Annotated in this window: 23 protein-coding genes; 6 read left to right on the top strand and 17 right to left on the bottom strand. The window is 63.7% G+C overall.

Going from position 1 to position 22,703, the window contains the following annotated elements:
- Positions 1-17: 17 nt before the first annotated feature.
- Together FJ930_RS08090 and FJ930_RS08085 are read left to right on the top strand one after the other, a co-directional pair.
- Positions 18-914, top strand: a complete 897-nt coding sequence (locus FJ930_RS08090) for a UTP--glucose-1-phosphate uridylyltransferase (RefSeq protein WP_141836644.1) — start codon at positions 18-20, stop codon at positions 912-914.
- A 148-nt stretch (positions 915-1,062) separates the two neighbouring features.
- Positions 1,063-3,450, top strand: a complete 2,388-nt coding sequence (locus tag FJ930_RS08085; RefSeq protein WP_141836642.1) for a polysaccharide biosynthesis tyrosine autokinase — start codon at positions 1,063-1,065, stop codon at positions 3,448-3,450.
- A gap of 329 nt (positions 3,451-3,779) precedes the next feature.
- On the opposite strand, the gene FJ930_RS08080 is transcribed toward FJ930_RS08085, so the two are convergent.
- Together FJ930_RS08080 and FJ930_RS08075 are read right to left on the bottom strand one after the other, a co-directional pair.
- Entirely contained in the window at positions 3,780-3,917 is a 138-nt protein-coding gene (locus tag FJ930_RS08080) for a hypothetical protein (RefSeq protein WP_246676834.1), read from the bottom strand.
- A gap of 132 nt (positions 3,918-4,049) precedes the next feature.
- The gene (locus FJ930_RS08075) at positions 4,050-5,957 is read right to left on the bottom strand and encodes a propionyl-CoA synthetase (protein WP_141836640.1); all 1,908 of its coding nucleotides are present in this window, start codon (positions 5,955-5,957) and stop codon (positions 4,050-4,052) included.
- A gap of 267 nt (positions 5,958-6,224) precedes the next feature.
- On the opposite strand from FJ930_RS08075, the gene FJ930_RS08070 reads away from it, so the two are divergent.
- From FJ930_RS08070 to FJ930_RS08060, 3 genes are read left to right on the top strand one after another with little or no spacing between them, the layout of a single operon-like run.
- Positions 6,225-6,509, top strand: coding sequence for a PqqD family protein (locus FJ930_RS08070; protein ID WP_140745212.1), 285 nt, complete (start codon positions 6,225-6,227; stop codon positions 6,507-6,509).
- Between the two features lie 16 nt (positions 6,510-6,525).
- The gene (locus tag FJ930_RS08065; RefSeq protein WP_141836638.1) at positions 6,526-6,960 is read left to right on the top strand and encodes a lasso peptide biosynthesis B2 protein; all 435 of its coding nucleotides are present in this window, start codon (positions 6,526-6,528) and stop codon (positions 6,958-6,960) included.
- Positions 6,957-7,943 carry a serine kinase gene (locus FJ930_RS08060; RefSeq protein ID WP_141836636.1) on the top strand — a complete coding sequence of 329 codons (987 nt, stop codon included), beginning with the start codon at positions 6,957-6,959 and terminating at the stop codon, positions 7,941-7,943. The genes FJ930_RS08065 and FJ930_RS08060 overlap by 4 nt, the downstream gene beginning before the upstream one ends.
- Here the strand turns inward: FJ930_RS08060 and FJ930_RS08055 are convergent.
- The 15 genes from FJ930_RS08055 to FJ930_RS07985 form a co-directional block, all read right to left on the bottom strand.
- On the bottom strand, positions 7,870-9,006 hold the full coding sequence (locus tag FJ930_RS08055) for a nucleotidyltransferase family protein (RefSeq protein WP_246676845.1): 1,137 nt from the start codon (positions 9,004-9,006) through the stop codon (positions 7,870-7,872). The two genes, FJ930_RS08060 and FJ930_RS08055, sit on opposite strands and share 74 nt — an antisense overlap.
- A gap of 70 nt (positions 9,007-9,076) precedes the next feature.
- The gene (gene dhaK / locus FJ930_RS08050) at positions 9,077-10,063 is read right to left on the bottom strand and encodes a dihydroxyacetone kinase subunit DhaK (protein ID WP_141836634.1); all 987 of its coding nucleotides are present in this window, start codon (positions 10,061-10,063) and stop codon (positions 9,077-9,079) included.
- Between the two features lie 32 nt (positions 10,064-10,095).
- Positions 10,096-10,521 carry a hypothetical protein gene (locus FJ930_RS08045; protein WP_141836632.1) on the bottom strand — a complete coding sequence of 142 codons (426 nt, stop codon included), beginning with the start codon at positions 10,519-10,521 and terminating at the stop codon, positions 10,096-10,098.
- A gap of 11 nt (positions 10,522-10,532) precedes the next feature.
- On the bottom strand, positions 10,533-12,119 hold the full coding sequence (gene ptsP, locus FJ930_RS08040) for a phosphoenolpyruvate--protein phosphotransferase (protein WP_141836630.1): 1,587 nt from the start codon (positions 12,117-12,119) through the stop codon (positions 10,533-10,535).
- The gene (locus FJ930_RS08035) at positions 12,103-12,405 is read right to left on the bottom strand and encodes an HPr family phosphocarrier protein (RefSeq protein WP_140745223.1); all 303 of its coding nucleotides are present in this window, start codon (positions 12,403-12,405) and stop codon (positions 12,103-12,105) included. Before FJ930_RS08035 ends, ptsP begins: the two co-directional genes overlap by 17 nt.
- Positions 12,406-12,426: 21 nt before the next feature.
- Positions 12,427-12,816 (bottom strand): dihydroxyacetone kinase phosphoryl donor subunit DhaM, encoded by a 390-nt coding sequence (gene dhaM / locus FJ930_RS08030; protein WP_141836628.1) that lies wholly within the window; start codon positions 12,814-12,816, stop codon positions 12,427-12,429.
- Entirely contained in the window at positions 12,816-13,418 is a 603-nt protein-coding gene (gene dhaL / locus FJ930_RS08025) for a dihydroxyacetone kinase subunit DhaL (RefSeq protein ID WP_141836626.1), read from the bottom strand. Before dhaL ends, dhaM begins: the two co-directional genes overlap by 1 nt.
- 72 nt (positions 13,419-13,490) lie before the next feature.
- Positions 13,491-15,134: a dihydroxyacetone kinase subunit DhaK gene (locus tag FJ930_RS08020; RefSeq protein WP_141836624.1), complete on the bottom strand. Its 1,644-nt coding sequence runs from the start codon at positions 15,132-15,134 to the stop codon at positions 13,491-13,493.
- Positions 15,135-15,203: 69 nt separating this feature from the next.
- Positions 15,204-16,217 carry an ABC transporter ATP-binding protein gene (locus FJ930_RS08015; protein ID WP_141836622.1) on the bottom strand — a complete coding sequence of 338 codons (1,014 nt, stop codon included), beginning with the start codon at positions 16,215-16,217 and terminating at the stop codon, positions 15,204-15,206.
- The gene (locus FJ930_RS08010; RefSeq protein WP_141836620.1) at positions 16,210-17,322 is read right to left on the bottom strand and encodes an ABC transporter ATP-binding protein; all 1,113 of its coding nucleotides are present in this window, start codon (positions 17,320-17,322) and stop codon (positions 16,210-16,212) included. The genes FJ930_RS08015 and FJ930_RS08010 overlap by 8 nt, the downstream gene beginning before the upstream one ends.
- A 2-nt stretch (positions 17,323-17,324) precedes the next feature.
- The gene (locus FJ930_RS08005; protein ID WP_141836618.1) at positions 17,325-17,531 is read right to left on the bottom strand and encodes a hypothetical protein; all 207 of its coding nucleotides are present in this window, start codon (positions 17,529-17,531) and stop codon (positions 17,325-17,327) included.
- Complete coding sequence (locus FJ930_RS08000) at positions 17,528-18,478, bottom strand: carbohydrate ABC transporter permease (RefSeq protein WP_140745236.1); 951 nt, start codon at positions 18,476-18,478, stop codon at positions 17,528-17,530. The genes FJ930_RS08005 and FJ930_RS08000 overlap by 4 nt, the downstream gene beginning before the upstream one ends.
- Positions 18,475-19,422 carry a sugar ABC transporter permease gene (locus FJ930_RS07995; protein ID WP_141836616.1) on the bottom strand — a complete coding sequence of 316 codons (948 nt, stop codon included), beginning with the start codon at positions 19,420-19,422 and terminating at the stop codon, positions 18,475-18,477. Before FJ930_RS07995 ends, FJ930_RS08000 begins: the two co-directional genes overlap by 4 nt.
- Before the next feature lie 106 nt (positions 19,423-19,528).
- The gene (locus FJ930_RS07990; RefSeq protein WP_141836613.1) at positions 19,529-20,857 is read right to left on the bottom strand and encodes an extracellular solute-binding protein; all 1,329 of its coding nucleotides are present in this window, start codon (positions 20,855-20,857) and stop codon (positions 19,529-19,531) included.
- 227 nt (positions 20,858-21,084) lie between these two features.
- Positions 21,085-21,783: a PIG-L deacetylase family protein gene (locus FJ930_RS07985; RefSeq protein WP_140745242.1), complete on the bottom strand. Its 699-nt coding sequence runs from the start codon at positions 21,781-21,783 to the stop codon at positions 21,085-21,087.
- A 27-nt stretch (positions 21,784-21,810) separates the two neighbouring features.
- Here FJ930_RS07985 and FJ930_RS07980 point away from each other — a divergent pair, with 27 nt between their 5' ends.
- The gene (locus tag FJ930_RS07980; RefSeq protein ID WP_141836611.1) at positions 21,811-22,701 is read left to right on the top strand and encodes a DMT family transporter; all 891 of its coding nucleotides are present in this window, start codon (positions 21,811-21,813) and stop codon (positions 22,699-22,701) included.
- Positions 22,702-22,703 lie beyond the last annotated feature (2 nt).

Genomic DNA, 22,703 nt, shown 5'->3' with positions numbered 1-22,703 from the left:
CTCAGAAGGAATTTGCGATGAAGAAAATCAGGAAGGCCGTGATACCGGTGGCGGGGCTTGGGACGCGGTTCCTGCCGGCGACCAAGTCGATGCCGAAGGAAATGCTTCCCGTCGTCGACAGGCCTGTCGTGCAATATGCGGTGGACGAGGCCTTCGAGGCCGGCATCGAGCACATCGTGTTCGTGACCGGCCGCAACAAGGCGGTCATCGAGGACTATTTCGACCTGCATCCGGAATTGATCGGAACCTTGGAGCAGACCGGCAAGAAGACGCAATTGCAGTCGCTGGAAAGCCTTTTGCCCGTGGCCGGCGCCACCAGCTTCATCCGCCAGCAATCCCCGCAGGGCCTCGGCCATGCCGTCTGGTGCGCGCGCGAGGTCATCGGCAACGAACCCTTCGCCCTGCTCTTGCCTGACATGGTCTCCTTCGGTGGGCGCGGATGTTTGGCCGAGATCACCGATCTCTACGCGCAAACCGGTGGCAACGTCATCGCCGTCGAGCGCTGCGATCCGAGCGAAACCAACAAATACGGCATTGTCGGCCGGGGCGCCGACATTGGCGGCGGCTTCGAGGTGACGGCCATGATCGAAAAGCCGGCGCCGGCCAACGCGCCGTCGAACTTCTACATCAACGGCCGCTACATCCTGCAGCCCGAGATCTTCGCGCTGCTCGGCAACCAGCAGCGCGGCGCCGGTAACGAGATTCAGCTGACGGACGCCATGGTGCGTCTGGCGAAGGACCAGCCGTTCTTCGCTCAGCCCTTCAACGGCCGTATGTTCGACTGCGGGTCGAAAGAAGGGTTCATCCAGGCCAATGTCGCCTTCGCGCTGGCGCGAGATGACATGAAAGGCCCGGTTTTCGAGATGCTCCGGGAGTTCGTCCGGTCGCATGAACGCCAGGAAGAAGCCGCATAATGCCCATCTTTCGGGAGCATCGTCGGATGGCTGACGGCGGAGGGGCCAGCCGGCTCGCCGCTGTCCGGCATGAAGCTTATGCCGCCCCCGGCAGTGCTCCCGATCGTCCCGGGGCCTGTGCGCTAGACAAGCCAGAATTGGACCGAAGATGAATTATGCCAACTTTCCTCTCGACAAGAGGATGCCATTGCCGAATTCGGATGCAGGAGACGGCGAAGACTTCATCGATATCGAGCGGCTGCTTGGCATGGCCGCACGACAGGCCAAGGTGGTCGGCGTGTGCGCCATCATCGGTCTTTTCCTTGGCATGCTCTATATCCAGACCACGCCGCCCAAATATCAGTCTTACGCCTCGGTGCTCATCGACGAGGGCTTGAACAAGATCGTCGACGACATTTCGGCTGCGTCGACAACGATGCAGACCGATTCCGCCATTCTGAGCCAGATCGAGATTCTGACCTCGACGCGGCTCGCCGCCGTGGTCGTCGACAAGCTCAAGCTGGACCAGAACGATACGTTTATGAACCCGCCCCAGTCGGCGCTTGCCCAGGGCGTCGACCTTGTCCGCGGCGTGATCCAGTATTTTCGCCCCAGCCCTCCCATGCCGGGCGTCGGTGACGTCAGCAAGCTCGACCCGGCCGCGCGCGATGCGTTGATCGCCACGTCGCGCCGCGACTACGCGATCCTCAAGCTGCAGAACGAGATCCGGGCTGATCGCGTCGGACGAAGCTACGTCATCGCGCTTGGCTACCAGGCGACGGATCCGGCGCTGGCGACCGCGATCACCAAGGCCTATGCCGATGCCTATCTCGCCGATCAGCTCGATGCCAGCTTCGACGCCACCGAGCGTGCGGCGGTCTGGCTGCAGGGCAGGTTGACGGAACTGCGCGAGAGCTCGCAGGCGGCATCGCTCGCGGTCGAGAAATTCAGGGCCGAACACGGACTGTCCGCCAACAGCGACGGCCAGTTGATGAGCGACAAGCAACTCGCCGACCTGAACGCCCAGCTCATCGTGGCGCAAGCCGATACCGCACGCGCCAGCGCCCGCTACCAGCAATACAAGTCGATCGTCGACAGCGGCTCCGATAATGCGTTCAAGGATGCCGCAATATCGAGCGACCAGCCGAGCAGCTCGGTCATATCGGCGCTCAAGACGCGCTACCTCACGGTCGCCAAGCGACAGCAGGATGTCGAAGCGAATTTCGGACCGCAGCATCCACAGGCGGTGGCGCTCGCCAAGGAAAAGGCCGACATATCGGCGCAGATCTTCGGCGAGCTGAAGCAGCTCACCGAAAGCTATCGCAACGAATATGAGGTGGCGCTGGCGCGCGAGACCGCGCTCAGGGCCAATGTCGCCGCCGCACAAGGCAAGAGTTCCATCGACAACCAGTCGCAGGTCAAACTGCGCGACCTGGACCAGAAGGCGACGGCACTCACCACGCTCTATCAGACGTTCCTCGGCCGCTACGAGGAGGCCGCCCAGCAGCAATCCTTCCCGGTCGGCAAGATCCGCATCATCTCGGATGCCTCGACGCCGCTCTCCGCCTCGAGCCCGCGCACCATCATCGTGCTCGGACTCTCGCTCGTGCTCGGCGTTCTGATGGGCGCCGGCTTCGGCGGCCTCAACGAATTCAACGAGCGCTTCTTCAGGACCGGCGAGGAAGTGCGCGACCGCGTCGGCCTCAAGTTCCTCGGCTACCTGCCGACCATCGGCAGCAAACCCGCCAAGGAGGACAAGCCAGCCGACGGTCAGCTTGACGTCAAGGCCGCCAGATCGCCGGCGGCCATCGAAAGGCGCGCGCGCATGAGGGTGAGCATCGACGCTCCGGCATCGATGTTCGCCGAAACGTTGCGCAGCGCCAAGATCGCTTTCGACGTCGTGCTGGAAGGGCAAGGAAGCCGCGTCATCGGCGTCATCTCGGTCCTTCCCGGCGAAGGCAAGTCGACGGTCGCGGCCAATCTGGCCGGGCTGCTTGCCGCCAATGGCGCCAGGACGCTGCTCATCGACGGTGACCTGCGCAATCCGGGCCTCAGCCGCGGCCTTGGCATGGAAGCCGACCAGGGGCTGATGGAAGCGGTGGTGAGTGGCCAGACCTGGCAGTCGGTCGGCAAGATCGACCGGCAGACCAAGCTGGCCATCATCCCGGCCGTGTCGCGCGGGCACTTCTCGCATACCAGCGAGCTGCTTTCCTCGGCCGGGATGCGGCGCTTCATCGAGAACGCCAAGGAGACGTTCGAATACATCGTCGTCGACCTGCCGCCGCTCGGGCCGGTTGTCGACGCCAAGGCCTTCGCGCCGCTCGTCGACGGCTTCGTGCTGGTCACCGAGTGGGGGCGCACGCCGCGCGCCATGGTGCGGTCGATGCTGGAATCCGAACCCTATGTCGCCAACAAGATCGTCGGGGTGGTGTTGAACAAGGTCGACCTGAAGAAGCTGGCCAAATACGGATCGTTCGGGGCCTCGGAGAAATTCTTCGACAAATACTCGACCTACTATCTCGACAAGTCGGAAGTGCGCAGCAAGGCACCCGTCTAGCCGCGCTTGCGCTCCTCGGCAATTCCAGGGAGAATGTCAGACGGTTTCCGTCGGAATTGCATCAAAACAAAGAGTTGGGGACAGCTCACCGTTTCCGTGAAACGGTGAGCTGTCCCCAGGAAAAGATCAGCCGGCTCTGCTTGTCGGCGAATCCGGACAGGCCGCCGCTCTGGAAGACGGCGGAGCCTATGCCTCAGCCTGCATCCCTCGATCCTCGGCTTGTCCACCGGCGTATGGCCGTACATCACCCAGCGGTCGAGAAGATGCGCCGCTTCGAAGGCGTCCGATTGCGTGTGGCGGGCAGGCCGAGAGGGTTCACACCGTGGCGGTTACGCTGCCTTCATCCGGTAGCGGAAAACGGTGTGGTCGAGCAGCAGCCGGATACGCGGTTCGGCCTCGGTGGCCACCAGCCAGCTTGCCGCGATCATGGTCGCGGCGACCACTGCCATCGACAGGAGATAAGGCACGTGATTTTCTTTTGAGCCATGCGACCTTGTCGATGGCCCCCCGTCAATCACTGTAGGGTGGCTTGCTGCATTGCACAATAAAAGTATTGCTTGCCGATCAAAGATAGGCCCATCGGCAAGCGAAGCGGCGCCTCAAACCCCGATCCCGCGTTCCTTCAGGGCGGCGGTGATCTCGTCGAGGATGGCCGGGTCGTCAATGGTCGCCGGCATGGCCCACTCTTCCTTGTCGGCGATCTTCTGCATGGTGCCGCGCAGGATCTTCCCCGACCGCGTCTTGGGCAGGCGCTTGATCATCACCACGGTCTTGAAGGCGGCGACCGGGCCGATGCGTTCGCGCACCAGCGCGACAACCTCCTTCTCAATGGCATCCCCATCGCGCGCGACACCGGCATTGAGCACCACGAAGCCGAGCGGCACCTGGCCCTTCATGGCATCGGCAATGCCGACGACGGCGCATTCGGCGACGTCGGGATGGGCGGCCAGCACCTCTTCCATGGCCCCGGTCGACAGCCGATGGCCGGCGACATTGATGATGTCGTCGGTGCGAGCCATCACGTAGAGATAGCCGTCTTCGTCGATCATGCCGGCATCGGCCGTCTTGTAGAAGCCGGGGAACTCGTCGAGATAGGCTTGGCGGAAGCGGGCATCGGCGTTCCACAAGGTCGGCAGGCAGCCGGCCGGCAATGGCAGCTTGACCACGACATTGCCCAGCGTGCCGCGCGGCACTTCGTGGCCGGCGTCGTCGAGCACCCGGATGTCGTAGCCGGGCATCGGCACGCCGGGCGAGCCATATTTCACCGGCAGCAGGCCGAGGCCGGCCGGGTTGATCGTCATCGGCGATCCGGTCTCCGTCTGCCACCAATGATCGACGACGGGCACGTTCAATTTCTGCTCCGCCCATTTGATGGTTTCGGGATCGGCGCGCTCGCCGGCGAGGAACAGCGTGCGGAATTTCGACAGATCGTATTTGGGAACGAACTCGCCCCTGGGATCCTGCCCCTTGATGGCACGGAAGGCTGTCGGCGCGGTGAACAGCGCGACGGCGCCGTGTTCGGCAATGACGCGCCAGTAAGTGCCGGCGTCGGGCGTGCCGATCGGTTTGCCTTCGAACAGGATGCTGGTGCAGCCATGCAGCAGCGGTCCGTAGACGATGTAGGAATGGCCGACCACCCAGCCGACATCGGACGCCGCCCAGAACACCTCGCCCGGCTTGACGCCGAATTCGTTCTCCATCGTCCATTTCAGCGCGACCATGTGGCCGCCGTTGTCGCGCACGATGCCCTTGGGCTGACCCGTCGTGCCCGACGTGTAGATGATGTAGAGCGGGTCGGTGGCGAGCACCGGCACGCAGTCGACATTGGCGCCGGCCGCCCGCTCGCGGGCGACGGCGTCGGCATAGTCGATGTCGAAATGGTCCTTCAGATCGCAGCGCAATTGGTCGCGCTGCAGGATCAGGCAGGCGTCCGGCTTGTGGCGGGACATCTCGATCGCCCTGTCGAGCAGCGGCTTGTAGGCCACGATGCGGCCTGGCTCAAGGCCGCAGGAGGCGGAGATGATCAGCTTCGGCCTGGCGTCATCGATGCGGGTGGCAAGCTCATGCGAGGCAAAGCCGCCGAAAACGACCGAATGCACCGCACCGATCCGGGCGCAGGCGAGCATGGCGATCGCCGCCTCTGCCACCATCGGCATGTAGATGATGACACGGTCGCCCTTGCCGATGCCGCGATTCTTCAGCACCGAGGTCAGCGCCACCACTTCGCGCTTGAGCTCGGCATAGGTGAATTTCTTCACCGTTCCAGTGATGGCGCTGTCATGGATCAGCGCAATCTGATCGGCGCGCCCGCCGGCGACATGGCGGTCGATGGCGTTGTAGCAGGTGTTGCAGGTCGCGCCGGTGAACCAGCGGCCGTAGACGCCGGCCGTGGCATCGAACACCTTGTCCCAGGGCGAGTACCAATCGATAGCGACGGCCGCGTCCGCCCAGAATTTTTCCGGATCGCGTTTCCAGCCGTCATAGACCTCGTGATAGCGTGAAGCCATCCACATCCTCCCAGGATCGATTTGCCGTCTTTGTGATAGCCTATGCTGTTTTTTCCGGCGATGTCTTCCCCGATTTTCGTCCGAGATGGTCTCGTCCTGAACGGAGACGCCCACCGCGGTGAAGTACGGCATTGAGGGGAGCGCATGCGCCACCGGTGGTCGCCTGCAAAACGCAAACCGGCATGGACTATCTCCCCGGCTGATAGACAGCGCCCCATCACCGCGCTATCTCATTTCGGGGTTTTGCATGGCTTTTTGGGGTTGGGGATGGAAATTGTTTCTGGGACGGTTTTGCGGCTGGCGGACGACGCCTCGGTCCAGCATGTCGGCGATGGGGCCGTCGTGCTTCTGGCGCGCAGCGGCCAACTCTACACCTGCAACGGTACGACCGAAGCCTTTCTAGACAAGGTCGATGGCGCCCGCAGCCTTGATCAGATCGTCGGCCTGCTTTGCGAGGAGTTCGAGGTCGACAAGGATACGCTCGACGAGGACATGGCGACACTCGCCACAGATCTGGTCTCGGAAGGTATCCTCGCCGCACCTAGCGCCTGATGAAGGGACGCGCCTGATGGCCGACGGTCCGCTCCTGCGTACTTTGTTTCGCTGCCATCTCTGGGCAAGCGCGCGGCTGATGCCGGTCCTCATAGCCAACCGCGATTTCGAGGAGGTGCTGAAATGGGCGCCGCTCGCCTCGCCGACACCCTATCGCGGCCTGCCAGCCGTCTACATCGTCGCCCGCGTCAACCGCACCGTGCGCCATCCCTGGCTGATGCGCGACCGCAGATGTCTGCGCGAGGGTCTGCTCGGCCATCGTTTCCTGCGCTTCGCCGGCTTCGATCCGGAGCTGCGTTTCGGCGTCGATCCGAAATCGCTGCAGGCGCAGCATTTGTCGGCCCATTGCTGGGTCTGCCTCGATGGCAAGCCGGTGGTCAGTGACAGTCTTCCCGGTATGGTCGAGATCTATCGCCACCATGCCGATGCCACAGAGGTGGGTCGCGCTTGACCCGACTTTCAACATGCTATGGCCTCAACGGCCAGGTTCTCGGCATATCGGCCGACCGTCCCGAGCTGTGGCAGGATTTCGACAGGATGCTAGGCATCATGCGCATGGGAGCTGCCGTCGAGCCGGGCTTTCACCTTGATATCACCGAGACGGATGTTCTGGAGGAAGAACCCAACGGGTCGCTCGTCTTCGAAGGAGAGATACCGGAAGACGGCTACTGCCGGATGATCGCGGAAGGCGGCACGGTCCATCTCGTCTTTCCAGGGCGCCAGACGGTGGCGATGAATGACAAGGAGGGCTGGGCGAAACTCCGGGTCCGCCCCGGTACGAAAGCGGCCTGGACGCCGTCGATGCTGGTGCTGGACGCCGCGCTCGATGCCGGCGGCCAGCATATGCTGCACACCGCCGGCCTGACGCTACCCGATCGTGACGCTGTCGTGCTGATCCACGCGCCAAGCGGCACAGGCAAGACCACCACGTCGCTGGCGCTGGCAACGCAAGGCTTCGGCCTTTGCTCCGACGACGCCATGATCCTGAACGTCGCTTCGGCCAGGCCTGTGGCCTGGGGTTTGCCGCGCCACGTCAAGATCCACCAGAAGACCGCCGCGATGATCCCGCTCGTGTCGCCATGCCTTGGTCCGTCATGGGACCGCAACGGGGAACAGGCGGTCTCGCTGGAGCGGCTGGCCGAGATAGCACGAATCGAAAGCCCGGCCGCCAGGCTGGTGGCGGCCCTTCTGCATCTAGCCCGGTCCGTCGACAATGAGACCCGGCTCTTACCCATGGCCCGGACCGACGCAATGGTGGCGCTGGCGATGGACAATGTCCGCACCGGCATGACCGGCCTGTTGCCGCTGCAGAAGCGCCGGCTGGCGACGATCGGCAAGCTGGTCTCCTCGGTGCCGACCTTTACCCTGGAAGTCGGCACGCGCCCGGCCGACGCGGCGGCGCTGATCCTGGATACGCTGGCTGCGTCGAACTGAATCCCCGCGGCAATTTCCAGACGGAAAACCGCTTCACACTTTCCCCCGGAATTGCTCTGGCCTTCGCCAGCCGCTGGATCCAGCGGAAAGCATCGCGGCGCAGGCGCGAGCCGATCTTTTCCCGGGAATTGACCCTGAGCAGCGTATTGGTCGTGATCAGCCGCTTGGCCAGCCTTATCGAGAGGTCGGGCTTGATCCGCCCGGCAAGCTCGAGCGCGCGGTGCTCCCCGAACAGTTCGCCGGTCACATTGAGCACGATCGCCAGTTCGAGTTCGATGCCGGTCATGCGCGCGGCGTCGAGCAGGCGGGTTTCCGATTGGGATGATTGCAGCGCACGCACGCCTTGCAGAACGTCGACGCAAAGCTGCAGCCGGTGGAATTTGTGGCCGCCGGCGGCGTGCACGATGGCGATCGTCAAAAGCGCGGCCGGCGTGTCCGCAGTCTCGCCGTCGATGATACCCAATTCGCGGAACCCCAGTGACAGGCGCCGCCGCATGCCGGTGTCGTGCACAAGGTCGCCATGCAGTTCGACCAGCAGGCTGGAATTCTCCTTTTCCAGCCATTTGAATTCCTGCAACCGGTAGGATTCGGCTTCGTCGCTGCCAAGCTCGAAGCCGCATGCCGCGATCACCCGGTTGGCCCGCGCGAGGTTGGCGGGCTCGACGAGAATGTCGATGTCGGTGAACGGCCTGTCGGATACGTTGCGGTAAAGCTTTCGCGCGAAGACAGGGCCCTTGACGATCCGCGCCGGAATGCCTTCCGCCGCCATTCCCTTCATGATGCGGTCGCCATGATACTGCAGCAGCATCGACTGGCCGGTGGCAATCGTCGCCTGATCACGCAGTCCCGACAGCTTCAGCTGCAAGGCAGGATCATCAGGCAAACGGACGTCGCCACGCTCACGGAGCTTGCGCAGCATGATCGGCAGAATGCCGTGGAATTCGGCATTGTCGAGCAGTGCCGACAGAGCCTTTGCCGACAAATTGTCGTCGACCGCCGCGGACTCCGGATCGGCGAAGCGCAGCAACAGTTTTTCGTCGGCGGGTGTCAGGGGTGGCAGCATCAAGCCGGACAATGTTGCAGACAATAGGGTTGTGCACGATGGTCGCAGAAACGCATGTCTGAAGCCAGTCTTACATGCCCCAGCGCAGCGCCGCCGTGTGGACGGGGGCGTCCCACCAGCCTGTCATCTCGTCGTCGAGCATGGTGAGCGTGATCGAGCAGCCGGCCATGTCGAGCGAGGTGACATAGGCGCCGACGAGCGAGCGGGTGATCGTTATGCCGTGGCTCTCGAAGATCCGGCGTGCGCTGTTGTACATCAGATAGAGTTCCATCAGCGGCGTGCCGCCGAAGCCGTTGACGAACAGCAGCGCCCGGCCTGTCGCCCTGTCGCCGAGATCGCCCAGGATAGCGGTGCAGATTTCCTCGGCGATCGCGTCGGCGCTTTTCAACCTGTCGCGGCGGCGGCCGGGTTCGCCATGGATGCCGACGCCGAACTCCATCTCGCCGTCGCCGATGTCGAAGGTCGGCTTGCCTGCGGCCGGCACCGTGCCACTGGTCAGCGCCACGCCCATTGAGCGGGTCGCGGCATTGACGCGCTCGCCCAGCGTCTTCAGCATCGGGAGGGCCAGGCCATGCTCGGCGGCCGCGCCGACGATCTTTTCCACCACCAGCGTGCCGGCGACGCCGCGCCGGCCGGTCGTGTAGGAAGAATTCTCGACGGCGACGTCGTCATTGGTCACCACCTGCAGGATGCCTTCCGACATTTCGGCCGCCATGTCGAAGTTCATCACGTCGCCCTCATAATTCTTGACGATGAACAGGCAGCCGGCGCCGGTGTCGACAGCCTGCGCCGCCGCCAGCATCTGGTCCGGCGTCGGCGAGGTGAAAACCTGGCCGGGGCAGGCGGCATCCAGCATGCCCTGGCCGACAAAGCCGCCATGCAGCGGCTCGTGGCCCGAGCCACCTCCGGAGATCAGCGCCACCTTGCCTGGCCGCAAGCTCCTGCGGCGGATGAATTTATGCTCCTCGCCAAGCACCAGTATATCGGCATGGGCGGCCACGAAACCGTCGAGGCTCTCGGTCAGCACCGTGTCCACCGCGTTCATAAATTTCTTCATGGCGTCCTCCCAAACAGCCCGGCAAGAAATGGTCAGCTGCTACCTTTGCCGGCGATGCTGGTGATCTTCTGAATGAATTCGTTGATCGCCCGGTCGAGCGCTGCGTTCTGCTTGTCGTCGCCGAAATCGGGCACGACCAGAGAAACATGCCGTGTCTTGCGCATGCCCGCCGCGATCGACATTTTTCCCGGATGTGCCTGATGGTAGGCGGCAAGGAACTGATCCCGCTCGGCCGGGCTGAAATGGCAGACGGAAAAGATTGAAGGCAGATGCTTTGAGGGGATGGGGATCGAATAGGCGGGGCTCGAAATCTGCGTGACGAAGCTGCGGTGCTTGCCAAGCGCGTCGGCAAGGCGCTGGCGCATGCCGGACGGGCGCTGGTCGATGACCTGCGACAGGATTGTCTTGTAGGCGCGGATCGCCTCTTCGGAACCGGGTTCGGGTGTGTTGTCGACCATGCCAGCCGTGCCTAGACCGAAATATCCGATATGGCCGCCTTGGCCATGGCGAGTTGCGCCGGCGCGACGGAAAGGTCGCGCAGGCCGGCTTCCAGCAGCGATGGGATCGACGCAGGATCGCCACCGGCATCGCCGCACAGGCTGACGGGAATGCCATTGTCCCGCCCGAAGGCCACAACCGAGCCGATCAGCCGCAGGACGGCAGGATGGCGGACGGAATTGAGATGCGCGACTGCTGCATTGTCGCGCGCCGCCGCCATCACATATTGCGTCAGGTCGTTGGAGCCGATGGAGAAGAAGGCGACGTTGGCGAACGCCTCCGGCGCGATGGCCACCGACGGCACCTCGACCATGATGCCGAGCGGCGGCATCTGCCGCGTGACGCCGCGCGCGGCAAGCGCCGCCTGTTCTTCGGCGAACAAGGCGGCCGCGCACTCATATTCCTCAGCCATGGCGATCATCGGAAACATCACTTTCAGATTGCCGTGTGGTGCGGCGCGCAGCAATGCCCTGATCTGAACGCGGAATATGTCGAGCCGCGCCAGCGACAGCCTGATCCCACGCAGGCCAAGGAACGGGTTGCCTTCCTCGACGGTGAAGCCTGGCACCGGCTTGTCGCCGCCGGCATCGACGGTGCGGATCGTCACTGGCTTGTCGCCGGCCCATTCCAGCACCTTGCGGTAGGCGTGGTATTGCGTCTCCTCATCCGGCAGGGTCTTGCCGAACAGGAATTCGGTCCGCATCAGGCCGACCCCGTCGCAGGTCGCGATGTCGATGGCGTCGACATCGGACGGGCCGGCGATGTTGACCTGCACGCGCACCGCCGTGCCGGTCTTGGTAACCGCCGGCCGTGCCAGGAAGGTCCGTGCCTTGCCTTGGCGGGTCGTGAAAGAAGAGGATAATTGCCGGAAGGAGACGACCTCCGCCGGCGAGGGCGCCAGCACGATGCTGCCGTGCTCGGCGTCGAGCAAAGCGAGGCCGGCCAGATTGGCCTCCAATTGGCGCAGCCCAACCACCATCGGCACGCCGCGCGATCGCGCCAGCATGGCGACATGGCTGGCGGTGCTGCCCGCCTGCAACGCGATGCCGCCGCCGTTCGTCCAGTCGGTTTCAAGAAAACGCGTCGGCGCGATGTCCTCGCCGAACAGGATGGCGCCCGAAGGCGCGGCGCGGTCCTCGTCCTCGGTGAGGGCACGCAGCACTTGATCCCTGATATCGCGCAGGTCCGCGGCGCGAGCGCGAAAATAATCCTGGTCGGAGGCTTCGTAGCCGGCGATCTCACCATTGAGTGCCTCTCGCCAGGCGGTGTCGGCGGTCTGTCCGGAAACGATCGACGCGAAGGCCGGTTCGCTCAGCGTGTCGTCCTCCAGCATGGCGATGTGGAATTCGAGTATGCTGGCGGCGTCGCGGTCTGCGGCTTCGACCATGGCGGCAAGCCGTTTCAGCGCCTTGCCGATCGCGGCTTCCAGCGACGCCTTCTCTTCCGCCGCGGTGGCTTTGCTGGCGTAGACGGCCGGTGGCCGATCGAGATCGAACAGCGGCCCCTCGGCATAGCCGGCCGAGGCGGAAATGCCTTGGAGCCTAAGCGGTACGAGCATGGTCCGCGCCTTCGTCGAAGTCGCGCCGCACCAGATCGACCAGCGCATCGACGGCATCATTGGCGCCATCACCCCTGGCCCTGATGTGCAGCAACGTGCCCTTCGGCGCCTTGGCCGCCATCACCTTGACGATGCTCTTGGCGTCGAACCACGGCCCATTGGCGGCAAGCGCGATCTCGACATCGGCGGCAAAGGTCTTGGCCAGCTTGGTAAACTTCACCGAAGGGCGCGCATGCAGGCCCACCGCATGGGTGATCAGGACGGTCGCTTCGGTGGCTGCGGACATAGGTTCAACGTTCCTGTTCACTCACGACGGCGACAATTCGTGCGCCGTCGCCACCACCTCTTTCAGCGAGGCGCCGCCGGACGCCTCTGTCGCCGCCATCACCGCGCCCTCGACGATCGGTGCGTTGCAGACGACGATCTTGTGCGCACGCGGCTCGCCGATCATCTCGACCGCCATTTCCGAGTTGGTCTCGGCGCCGCCGAGATCGACGAGAATGGCGACGCCGGCTTCCGACCAGGCCTGGTCGATTGCGCCCATGATCGCCTCGACATTGGTGCCGAGCCCGCCATGGCCGTTTCCGCCGCACCATGCAAGCGGCACTTCGTCGCCCACCATCTGGCGCACCATGTCGGCCGTGCCCTCCGCGACCAGCGGCGAATGCGACACGATCACGATCCCGACATTGCTCATCAGGCAACCTCCCCGATGGTTTCCGCCACTGTACGCACCAGCAGCGCGGTCGAGCGCGCGCCGGCATCCATATGGCCGATCGAGCGGTCGCCGAGGAACGAGGCGCGGCCGCGCAACGCCTTCATGGGCACGGTCGCCTTGGCGGCGATGTCGGCGATGTCGGCTATTTCAGCCGCCGTCTTTCCCTCGGCCAAGGCCCGATGCACCGGCTGCAGCACATCGAGCATGGTTTTCTGGCCAACCTGTGACTTGCCGCGCGCCGCCACCGCCCCGATAGCCTTGCCGAAGGCCGCCGTCAGGCCGGCGCGGTCGGGGTCCGCCGAAATCTCCTTGCCGAGCGCCATGAACAACGTGCCGAAGAGCGGGCCGGAAGCTCCACCCACCGTCATCACCAGCTTGGTGCCGATCGCCTTCAGCGCTTCGGGCAGCGGTTTTGCCGCGAACAGATCGGCCTCGGCCCGCACGGCCTCGAAGCCGCGTTTCATGTTCAACCCGTGGTCGCCGTCGCCGATCGCCTGGTCGAGCGCCGTCAATTCATCGGCGTGAGCGGCAATCGCATCCGCGGCGGCCGCGACCAGCCTGGCAAGGTTCAATGCCGTCATGTCGGCCAAATTCCTGGTTTGCGCCCTGACCGCAGTAGCGAAAGAACAGCCATTCGACAACTGGAGCATGCGTCAGGCCGTGACAAGCAGCGTGGCGGCGGCCGCGAACGCCTCGGCCACGGCATGGGCTCCGGGGTCGACCACGCCCTGCAATTTGGCGCCGACATAGGCGGACCGCCCCGCCTTTGCCTCCTCCATCGCAGCCGTGGCCTCTGCACCGCGCCGGGCCGCTATTGCCGCTTGCTCCAGGCCTTCGGCATCAAACGCCTTGAGCGCCGGCTCCAGCGCGTCGACCATGGTGCGGTCGCCCGGTCTGGCGCCGCCGTAGAAGGTCATCCGCTCGAGCCCGGCAAGCAGCGCCCGGGCAACGCGCGCGCCGCCGTCCAGGGCCTGTGCCGCCGCGGTGAAGAAGATCGACAGCAGCACCCCGCTGGAACCACCCATCGATGCGCTCAAAATGTCACCCACCGCGCCAAGGGTCGCCGTGGGGTTGGCCAGCGGCAAAGCATCAAGCCGTTCGAGGATGCTGCGCGCGCCGGTCGCCACCGTCGAGCCGGTGTCGCCGTCGCCCGCCTTGGCGTCCAGTCCGTTCAATGTCGCTTCGAGCGAAATCAGTTTTTCGCAGACCGTGACGATCAGGCGCCTGGTGACGGCGTCCTGGCTGGGCTTGTGCGCGGCACTCTGTCCGACTGCTTTCGCCATCAGCACGACAGCAGGTGCGGCGACCGGCCTTGCCGGCATCCAGGCGTGCGGGCCGACCGGCGCCAGCAGGGCGGCCTCGCGGGCCGCGTCAAGCCGTATCAGCGACAGCGAGAAGCCGTTCATGTTGAGCGCCGTCATCAGCGGCCCGGGGCCGATCGCCAGCTTGACCGACTTGCCGAGCGGCGAGGCAAGCACCGCATTCGCAACAAGCGACATTTCGAGCGGCGGCACCGAGCCTAGATTGTTGATCAGCAGGGCATGGTTGGCCTTCGGGTCGAGCCGCGCCGCCAGGCGCTCCGTCATGATCGCCACCAGCCGGTCGGCGCTTTGCACTGCGATGCGTTCGACACCAGGCTCGCCATGGATGCCAAGGCCAAGCTCGCCATCATCGGCGCCAAACCGGTCTTCATGCGGCTGGCCGGGGATGGAACAGGACGACAGCGACAGGCCGAGCGAGACGATGTCCTTCGCCGCCGCGCGTGCAGCGGCCGCGATGTCGGCCAGGTCGTGGCCTGCTTCTGACAGATGGCCCGAAATCTTGTGCACGAACAGCGTGCCGGCGACGCCGCGCGGCTGGGCGATGTCGGGCAGCGCGATGTCGTCGGCGACGATCACCATCTCGACGGCAAAACCTTCGGCGCGCGCCTTCTCGGCGGCCAGGCCGAAATTGAGACGGTCACCGGTGTAATTCTTCACGATCAGCAGGCAGCCGGCCGGGCCGGTGACCGCGCGGATGGCGGCCAGCACCGCTTCGACGCTTGGCGAGGCAAAGATCTCGCCCGACACCGCCGCTGTCAGCATGCCCTTGCCGACAAAGCCGGCGTGCGATGGCTCGTGTCCCGCACCGCCGCCGGAGACGATGCTGACCTTCGTCTTGTCCCAGCCGGCGCGCAGCACGACTTTGATCTCGGGATAGCCGTCGAGGCGCGCGAGCTCTCCGGAACCAGTGGTCCGCAAAAGGCCGTCAAGCGCCTCCGTGACGATCGTTTCCCTGCGGTTGAAAAAGTGCTTCATCGAATTCGTCCCGTATTCGCAATCGTCAATCAGAAGCCGGCGTCACCTTGGCGGGGCGCCAAGAACCGTTCACATCAATCTCTGTCCATCCGCGCCGAAATAGAGCGGCGAGCGGTAGCGGATCACCACCCTGTCGCCTTGCCCCAAATCGGTGTCGGGGTCGGTCAGCGTCACCAGTTTCTTCGGCCCCACCGTCACATGCAGATGGTTCTGGTCGCCGAGATGCTCGACCCAGTCGACGACGCCGTCGGCATGGCCATTCACGGCCTTTTCGATCGCCAGATGTTCGGTGCGCGCGCCGATCGTCTTCGTGCCGGCCGGCACGCCGCCATCGGGAAGCAACCCCATGGGCAAAAGATTGATCGCGGGCTGGCCGAGCCTTGCCGCGACATGCAGGTTCGCCGGCTCCGAATAGATCGTGCGAGGCGAGCCGATCTGCACCAGCACGCCATCGGCGAGGATGCCGATGCGGTCGGCCATGGTCATCGCCTCGATCTGGTCGTGGGTGACGTAGAGCATGGTGGCGCCGAGTTCGGACTGGATGCGCTTCAGCTCGAGCCGCAAATCCGCCCGCAGCTTGGCGTCGAGCGAGGACAGCGGCTCGTCCATCAGGTAGATGGCGGGCTTGCGCACCAGCGCGCGGCCGATGGCGACGCGCTGCATTTCACCGCCCGAGAGCTTGGTCGAGCGGTTGGCGAGCTTGTGATGGATGCGCACCATCTTCGCCACTTCCTCGACGCGGCGGCGGATCTGGTCCTCCGGCGTTCTCCGCGCCGGCGAGCGCAGCGGGAAGGCGAGATTCTCGAACACCGACAGATGCGGATAGAGCGAATATTGCTGGAAGACGAAAGCCGTGTCGCGCTCGGCCGGCGACAGTGTCGTAGCATTATGGCCGCCGATCTCGATCGTGCCGGCATCCGGCCGTTCCAGCCCCGCGATCAGCCGCAGCGTCGTCGTCTTGCCGGCCCCGGTCGGCCCGAGCAGCACGACGAATTCGCCGTCGGCTATATGCAGATCGAGACCGTTGACGGCGACATGCTCACCAAAACTCTTGGTCACGTTCTTGATGCGCACATCAGCCATGCCGCGCTCTCCGCTCCGAGGCAGTATCGTGGATCGCCGTCTTCACGGCGCGGCCGGAGCCCCTGTCGAACAGCGACAGCCGCGCGCTGTTCAGGGCCAGGCCGACATGGTCGCCGGCATTGAGCCGGATCTCGGCCGGTACCCGCGCCTTGATGATGCCGTCCGCCGTTTCCACGGCGACGATCTGCGTCGTGCCGAGATATTCGGTGCCGTAGATGGCGCCGCGCAGCTTGGAGGCATCGTCGAAACGGATGTGCTCCGGGCGGATGCCGAGCGCCATGTCGGCTGGCGCGATGTCCTCGCGCACCTCCGGCACCGCGACCGTCGCGCCCTGCACCACGATCTCCCTGGCACCCTTGGCAAGCCCGCCGCCGAACTTGAGAAAATTCATCGGCGGCGAGCCGATGAAGTCGGCGACGAACACGGTCGCCGGCCGGTCGTAGATTTCGCGTGGGCTCCCGAATTGTTCGATGACGCCATGGTTCATCACAGCGATCTTGTCGGCCATCGACATCGCTTCCATCTGGTCGTGCGTGACATAGACCGTTGTGGCGTGGATCCGGTTGTGCAGTTCGCGCAGTTCATGCACCATCAGATCGCGGAATTCGGTGTCGAGCGTGCCCAGCGGCTCGTCCATGAGGAAGCATTTTGGCCGCCGCACGATGGCGCGGCCAAGCGCCACGCGCTGGCGATCGCCGCCGGCAAGACCCGAGACGGATTTGTTGAGCAGATGGTCGATGCGCAGCAGCTTGGCCGTTTCCTCGACCCTTGTGCGGATTTCCGCCGACGGCTTGCCTTGCGCCAAAAGCGGGAAGCCGATGTTCTTGCGCACATTCATGTGCGGATAGAGCGCGAACAGCTGGAAGACGAAGGCGATGTCGCGCTCGCGTGCCCTGAGCATGGTGACGTCCTCGCCGTCGAGCAGGATCTGGCCGCCGGTCGGCAATTCGAGTCCGGCGATCATGCGCAGGGTCGTCGTCTTGCCGCAGCCGGACGGCCCAAGCATGACGAAGAACTCGCCGTCCTCGACGACGAAGTTGGAATCCTGCACGGCAACGAAGTCGCCGAAGGCCTTCCTCAGGTGTTGGACGCGGATCTCGGCCATGATTATTCCGGGAACTTCGAGACGACGATGAACATCACGGTGCCAGCAAGCATGGTGATGAAGGAATAGGTGTAGAGCGACAGCGCGAAGGGCTGGAACAGCATCAGGAAGCCGATGGCGATGAGCGCTGTGGCGACGTTTTCCATCACACCGCGCCTGGCCCAGCGCGGCCAGAGCGATTTGCGTTTTGCGGATTGGGTCATGCTCATTTGCGCACCGCGCCGAAGGTGATGCCGCGCAGCAATTGCTTGCGAAGCAGGATGGTGAAAACCAGGATCGGCACCAGGAAGATCGTCGTGCCGGCCGCGACCGCCGGCCAGTCCTGGCCGCCTTCGCCGATGATGGTCGGGATGAAGGGCGGCGCAGTTTGCGCCGTGCCGGAGGTCAAAAGTGCCGCGAACGCATATTCGTTCCAGGCGAAGATCAGGCAGAAGATGGCGGTGGCGGCAATGCCGGTCGTCGCCTGCGGCAGCACGGTGCGCCAGAAGGCCTGCAGCCGCGTGTAGCCGTCGATCATCGCCGCTTCCTCATATTCGCGCGGGATTTCGTCGATGAAGCCTTTGAGCAGCCATACCGCCAGCGACACGTTGACCGCCGTGTAGAGCAGGATCATGCCGAGCGCGGTGTCCGACAGGCCAAGCTCGCGATACATCAGATAGATCGGGATGGCGACGGCGATCGGCGGCATGAAGCGTGTCGACAGGATGAAGAACAGCAGATCGTCGGCCAGCGGCACCTTGAAGCGCGAGAAGCCATAGGCCGACAGCGTGCCGAGAAAGACAGCACAGAAGGTCGAGCCGAAGGCGATGATCAGCGAATTGAGGAAGCGCGGCAGGAAGTTGGACGGGCCGGCGATCACCATATTGCGCTTGCGCACCGTCTCGTCGCAGAAGCCGGTCGCCGGCCCGAGCGAGTTGATATATTCCGGCGTCTGCCTTGTCCGCGTGGTGAACAGGTTGCAGTAGCCCTCGATGCTCGGCTGGAACACGATCTTGGGCGGATAGGCGATCGAATCCGGCGGCGTCTTGAAGCTGGTCGCGAAGATCCACAAGAGCGGCACGATCGAGATCAGCGCGTAGGCGATGATGATCGCGCCGGCGATGCGCTTCGAACCTGCCGAGGGTGCGACGACAGAATGGGCTGTGGTCAGGCTCATCTCTGTTTCACCTTGTTGAGCGCCTTGACGTAGATGTTGGCCAGCCCGAACACCGCGACGAACAGGATGATGGCGAAGGCCGAGGAATAACCGGTGCGCCAGCTCTCGAAAGCCTGCCGCTTCAGCGTGATCGAGGCGACCTCGGTGGTCGAGCCCGGCCCGCCGCCGGTGAGCAGGTTGACCATGTCGAACATCTTGAAGTTCTCGATGCCGCGAAACAGCACCGCCAGCATGATGAAGGGCAGCGCCATAGGCAGCGTGATCGACCAGAATTGCCGCCAGTTGGAGGCGCGGTCGACCTCGGCCGCTTCATAGATGTATTCAGGGATGGAGCGCAGGCCGGCGAGGCAGATCAGCATCACGTAAGGCGTCCACATCCAGGTGTCGACGATGATGATTGCCCACGGTGCGAGTTGTACGCTGCCCAGCATCTCGAAGGAGGAAGGCGGTACGCCCGTGAAAAAAGCGACGAGGTAGTTGAAGAGGCCGGTCTGAGGTTGGTAGAGGAAGCGCCAGAAATTGCCGACCACGGCGGGCGACAGCATCATTGGCACCAGAATGACCGTCGTCCAGAAAGCGTGGCCGCGGAACTTCCGGTCGATCAGCCAGGCCAGCGTGAAGCCGATAACCGTCTGCAGCAGGATGGTCCAGAACACGAAATGCGCCGTTGTCTGCATGGCAATCCAGACATCCTGGTCCCCGAGGATGCGTTGGTAGTTTGCAAAGCCGAGATTCTTCACAACCTCGTTGGACCGGTTGGCGCGGTAGTTGGTGAACGAAAGATAAATCGCCCAGAACAGCGGGAAGATGTTGATGGCGAGCAGCAGAAGGATCGTCGGCGAGATGAACAGCCACGCCAGGCCCTTGTCGCTGATGCCCCGGACCTTGCGCGCCAACGGCTCCGGGGTAGCCCGGGCAACGTTGTCCGCGGTCCGATTGAGCATGGTCATTCCTGCTTCGGTCACGTGCTCGTCTCGATGATGGAATTTATCTGAACTGTGTCCCGTGCCAAGGCGGCACGGGACACTCGGCCGTGGCTCGGGAGGAGCCTTACATCTTGCCGTCGTCCTGGAAGGTCGCTGTCCAGTCCTTGACCAGGCTGTCGAGCGCTTCCTGGGCCGTGCCCTGGTCGGCCACGACGTAATCATGGACGCGCTTCTGCATCGCCTGCAGCAATGTGGCGTAGCTCGGCTCGGCCCAGAAGTCCTTGACCATCTGCATCGATGCGAGGAAATCAGGGGCGAAGGGCGCGCTGTGCGGGAAGGATGGTGCTTCCACCACCGCCTTCAGCGCCGAGTAGCCACCGATCTCCCACCATTTCTGCTGAACAGCCGGCTGGGCAAACCACTTGATGTACTTCAGCGCGTCGTCCTTATGATCCGAATACGAGACCACCGAGATGCCTTGGCCGCCAAGTTGGGTGAAGTGCGCCTGCGGGCCGGCAGGGTTGGGGAAGAACCCTATCTTGTCGCCGCCGACGTTCGGGTCCTTGTACAAGCCAGGGAAGAACGCGAACCAGTTCATCTGCATGGCCACCTGGCCTGACTTGAAGGCGTCAAGTCCCTCTGACATGTAGGCGTCGGTCATGCCCGGCGCGGTGCAACACTTGTAGAGATCCTTGTAGAACTCGAGGCCCTTCACCGCGCCCGCCGAATTGACGAACCTCTTCATATCGTATGGCTTCTTCGGATTCTCGTATTGGAAGCCGTAGTCGTAGAGGACGTTTGTCACGCCCATGGTGATGCCTTCCGAGCCCCGCTCGGTGAAGATATACGCGCCGTATACCTTCTTGCCGTCGATATCGCGGCCTTGGAAAAACTTGGCGATGTCCTTGAGCTCGTCATAGGTCTTGGGCGGCGCCAGATCGCGTCCGTACTTCGCCTTGAACTCGGCTTGCAACTCCGGGCGCGAGAACCAATCCTTGCGATAGGTCCAGCCGACAGCGTCGGCCATCGCCGGCAGTGCCCAGTAGTTCGGCGTGTTCTTTGGCCACTCTGAATAACCCAGCACCGTCGCCGGCACGAAGTCGTCCATGCTGATCTTCTCCTTGTCGAAGAAGTCGTTCAGCTTGACGTAATGGCCGTTCTCGGCCGCACCCCCGATCCACTGGCTGTCGCCGATTATCAGGTCGCACAATTTGCCGTGTGAGTTCAGTTCGTTGAGGAAGCGGTCGGCATAGTTGGTCCACGGCACGAACTCGAATTTCATGCCGATGCCGGTCTGCTTGGTAAAATCCTTGGACAGTTCGACAAGCGCGTTTGCCGGGTCCCAGGCGGCCCAGCACAGCGTCAGGTCTTCAGCGTGCGCGGCATTCGAGACAACTGTCGACGCAACCATCGCCGAAGCCAGTCCCAACGCCAGTTTCAAGCTCGATTTCATGCCTTCCTCCCATTTGCGAAACGCGCCCGAATGACGGTTTCAAAATCCTCAACCCTCTCCTCAGGGGCCCAAACATGGCGGCGCGGCAGCACTGCCGATGTTTAGTAATTTGTTTAGTGATGCAATTTTTACTAAACAAGGCAAGCGAATTCGTTGCTGCGCCGCAACATGACGAGCGGGCGCTTGAAATCGTTGGGAAATGACCGCCGGGTTCCTCTGGCAGTCGCTCAGCCGGCCTCGTTGGCGGTGCTCGGGTTTGGCATCACCGGCCGCAGGGGTGGCGCCGGCGGCAACAATGCCCGTATATCGGCGAAGGGAAATCTGGGCTCGAAGCGGAAGGCCTCCGCCAATGAACCGGGGAGGCTGTTGCATTGGCCGGCGCGAAATTCATTTTGGATGCGCGCCCTGTCGACATATTGCTCCGGCCCCTGCGAGCGGTGCGCCCTGATCGCCTGCGTTTTGATATCCCGATAGGCGGAAATATCGACATAGTGCGTGGGCGCGAACCCGGTGCCGCCCATCGTGTCGGCATGCAGCACGGGGACGGCGAACGAGGCCGCGATGCGCACGCCGTCAGACAGGGACCGATGATCGGCGTGATAGTCGTTGGGGGCGTGCGTGATCACCAGATCCGGTCCAATCTCGCATAGAAGCGTTTTCAACGCGCCGATAAGAGCGCCGTCGGCCACCAGCTCGCCATCGGGAAAGTCGAGGAAGCGCGGCGCTGCGCCAAGCAGCGCGGCCGCGGCCGTCGCTTCCTCGCGGCGGACACGGGCCAGAACCCGGGGATCACTCTTGCCGCCCCTGGCACCATCCGTGGCCACGGCAAAAGTCAGTTCTGCGCCTTGCGCCGCATAGGCGGCCATCGTACCGAACATGAAAATCTCGATGTCGTCGGGATGCGCGCCGAGCGCCAGTATTTTCACGCTACTCTCTCCCGGAAATGGAAAAACGTGCCGAACGGAATCCTGCTCGCCCTCATCGCCTACGCAAGTTATTCGGGCAGCGATGCCGTTATCAAGAGCCTGGGCGGGCAGTTCACCGTCTTCGAGATCGGCTTTTTCGCCACCTTGTTTGCTGGCTTTTTCCTGTTCTTCACCCGCCCGGCGGGCGAACGCTGGCGCCATTTCTGGCGCATGAAACGGCCATTGGCCGTGCAGGCGCGGGCCTTTGCCGGCATCGCGTCGGGCGTGCTCAGCGTCTACGCCTTCACCCATATTCCGCTTGCCGAAGTCTACGCGTTGATCTTCCTGGCGCCTTTGCTGGTCACCATCCTGTCGACCGTCATCCTGAAGGAAAAGGTCGGTCCCTGGCGCTGGCTGGCCGTCATCGCCGGCTTCGCTGGCGTGATGCTGGTGGTGCGTCCGGGTTTTCGCGAATTGAACCTCGGCCATCTGGCGGCCTTCGTGAATGCCTTCCTCGCCGCGACCAGCGTCATCCTGATGCGATCACTCGCCCAGCAGGAAAAGCGTACATCGATGCTCGGCGTGCTTGTCGGTTATGGCCTGCTGTTCAACGGGCTCGGGGCCGCCACCACTTCGCTCACCCTGCCAAATGCCATGCAGCTTGTCTGGCTGGCGATGGCGGGCGCTTTCACGGCCTGCGGGCAATTCATGCAGCTTCTGGCCGCCAAATACGCGCCCGCCAACCGGATTGCGCCGACGCATTATTCGCAGATCGTCTGGGCGGTCATCCTCGGCGCGCTGTTCTTCCAGGAATATCCCGACTGGCTGTCGCTGGTCGGTCTGGCGGTGGTCGGCGGTTCCGGTCTGCTGACGATGGTGCGCGAGGAGGTGCGGCTCGGCACGGTGCGCTGGAACCCGTTTTCACGGACCAGGCTTTGAGG

The sequence above is a fragment of the Mesorhizobium sp. B2-4-15 genome (assembly GCF_006658505.1).
Classification (GTDB): Bacteria; Pseudomonadota; Alphaproteobacteria; order Rhizobiales; family Rhizobiaceae; genus Mesorhizobium.
Note: the sequence above shows the minus strand (reverse complement) of the source record. Positions and strands in the feature narration are given on the sequence as shown.

What these genes read in the sequence shown, in the direction of transcription:
- FJ930_RS08090 (WP_141836644.1), top strand. Translation starts at nt 18, where the DNA reads ATGAAGAAAATCAGGAAGGCCGTGATACCGGTGGCGGGGCTTGGGACG.
- FJ930_RS08085 (WP_141836642.1), top strand. Translation starts at nt 1,063, where the DNA reads ATGAATTATGCCAACTTTCCTCTCGACAAGAGGATGCCATTGCCGAAT.
- FJ930_RS08075 (WP_141836640.1), bottom strand. Translation starts at nt 5,957, where the DNA reads ATGGCTTCACGCTATCACGAGGTCTATGACGGCTGGAAACGCGATCCG.
- FJ930_RS08070 (WP_140745212.1), top strand. Translation starts at nt 6,225, where the DNA reads ATGGAAATTGTTTCTGGGACGGTTTTGCGGCTGGCGGACGACGCCTCG.
- FJ930_RS08065 (WP_141836638.1), top strand. Translation starts at nt 6,526, where the DNA reads ATGGCCGACGGTCCGCTCCTGCGTACTTTGTTTCGCTGCCATCTCTGG.
- FJ930_RS08055 (WP_246676845.1), bottom strand. Translation starts at nt 9,006, where the DNA reads ATGCTGCCACCCCTGACACCCGCCGACGAAAAACTGTTGCTGCGCTTC.
- dhaK (WP_141836634.1), bottom strand. Translation starts at nt 10,063, where the DNA reads ATGAAGAAATTTATGAACGCGGTGGACACGGTGCTGACCGAGAGCCTC.
- FJ930_RS08045 (WP_141836632.1), bottom strand. Translation starts at nt 10,521, where the DNA reads ATGGTCGACAACACACCCGAACCCGGTTCCGAAGAGGCGATCCGCGCC.
- ptsP (WP_141836630.1), bottom strand. Translation starts at nt 12,119, where the DNA reads ATGCTCGTACCGCTTAGGCTCCAAGGCATTTCCGCCTCGGCCGGCTAT.
- FJ930_RS08035 (WP_140745223.1), bottom strand. Translation starts at nt 12,405, where the DNA reads ATGTCCGCAGCCACCGAAGCGACCGTCCTGATCACCCATGCGGTGGGC.
- dhaM (WP_141836628.1), bottom strand. Translation starts at nt 12,816, where the DNA reads ATGAGCAATGTCGGGATCGTGATCGTGTCGCATTCGCCGCTGGTCGCG.
- dhaL (WP_141836626.1), bottom strand. Translation starts at nt 13,418, where the DNA reads ATGACGGCATTGAACCTTGCCAGGCTGGTCGCGGCCGCCGCGGATGCG.
- FJ930_RS08020 (WP_141836624.1), bottom strand. Translation starts at nt 15,134, where the DNA reads ATGAAGCACTTTTTCAACCGCAGGGAAACGATCGTCACGGAGGCGCTT.
- FJ930_RS08015 (WP_141836622.1), bottom strand. Translation starts at nt 16,217, where the DNA reads ATGGCTGATGTGCGCATCAAGAACGTGACCAAGAGTTTTGGTGAGCAT.
- FJ930_RS08010 (WP_141836620.1), bottom strand. Translation starts at nt 17,322, where the DNA reads ATGGCCGAGATCCGCGTCCAACACCTGAGGAAGGCCTTCGGCGACTTC.
- FJ930_RS08005 (WP_141836618.1), bottom strand. Translation starts at nt 17,531, where the DNA reads ATGAGCATGACCCAATCCGCAAAACGCAAATCGCTCTGGCCGCGCTGG.
- FJ930_RS08000 (WP_140745236.1), bottom strand. Translation starts at nt 18,478, where the DNA reads ATGAGCCTGACCACAGCCCATTCTGTCGTCGCACCCTCGGCAGGTTCG.
- FJ930_RS07995 (WP_141836616.1), bottom strand. Translation starts at nt 19,422, where the DNA reads ATGCTCAATCGGACCGCGGACAACGTTGCCCGGGCTACCCCGGAGCCG.
- FJ930_RS07990 (WP_141836613.1), bottom strand. Translation starts at nt 20,857, where the DNA reads ATGAAATCGAGCTTGAAACTGGCGTTGGGACTGGCTTCGGCGATGGTT.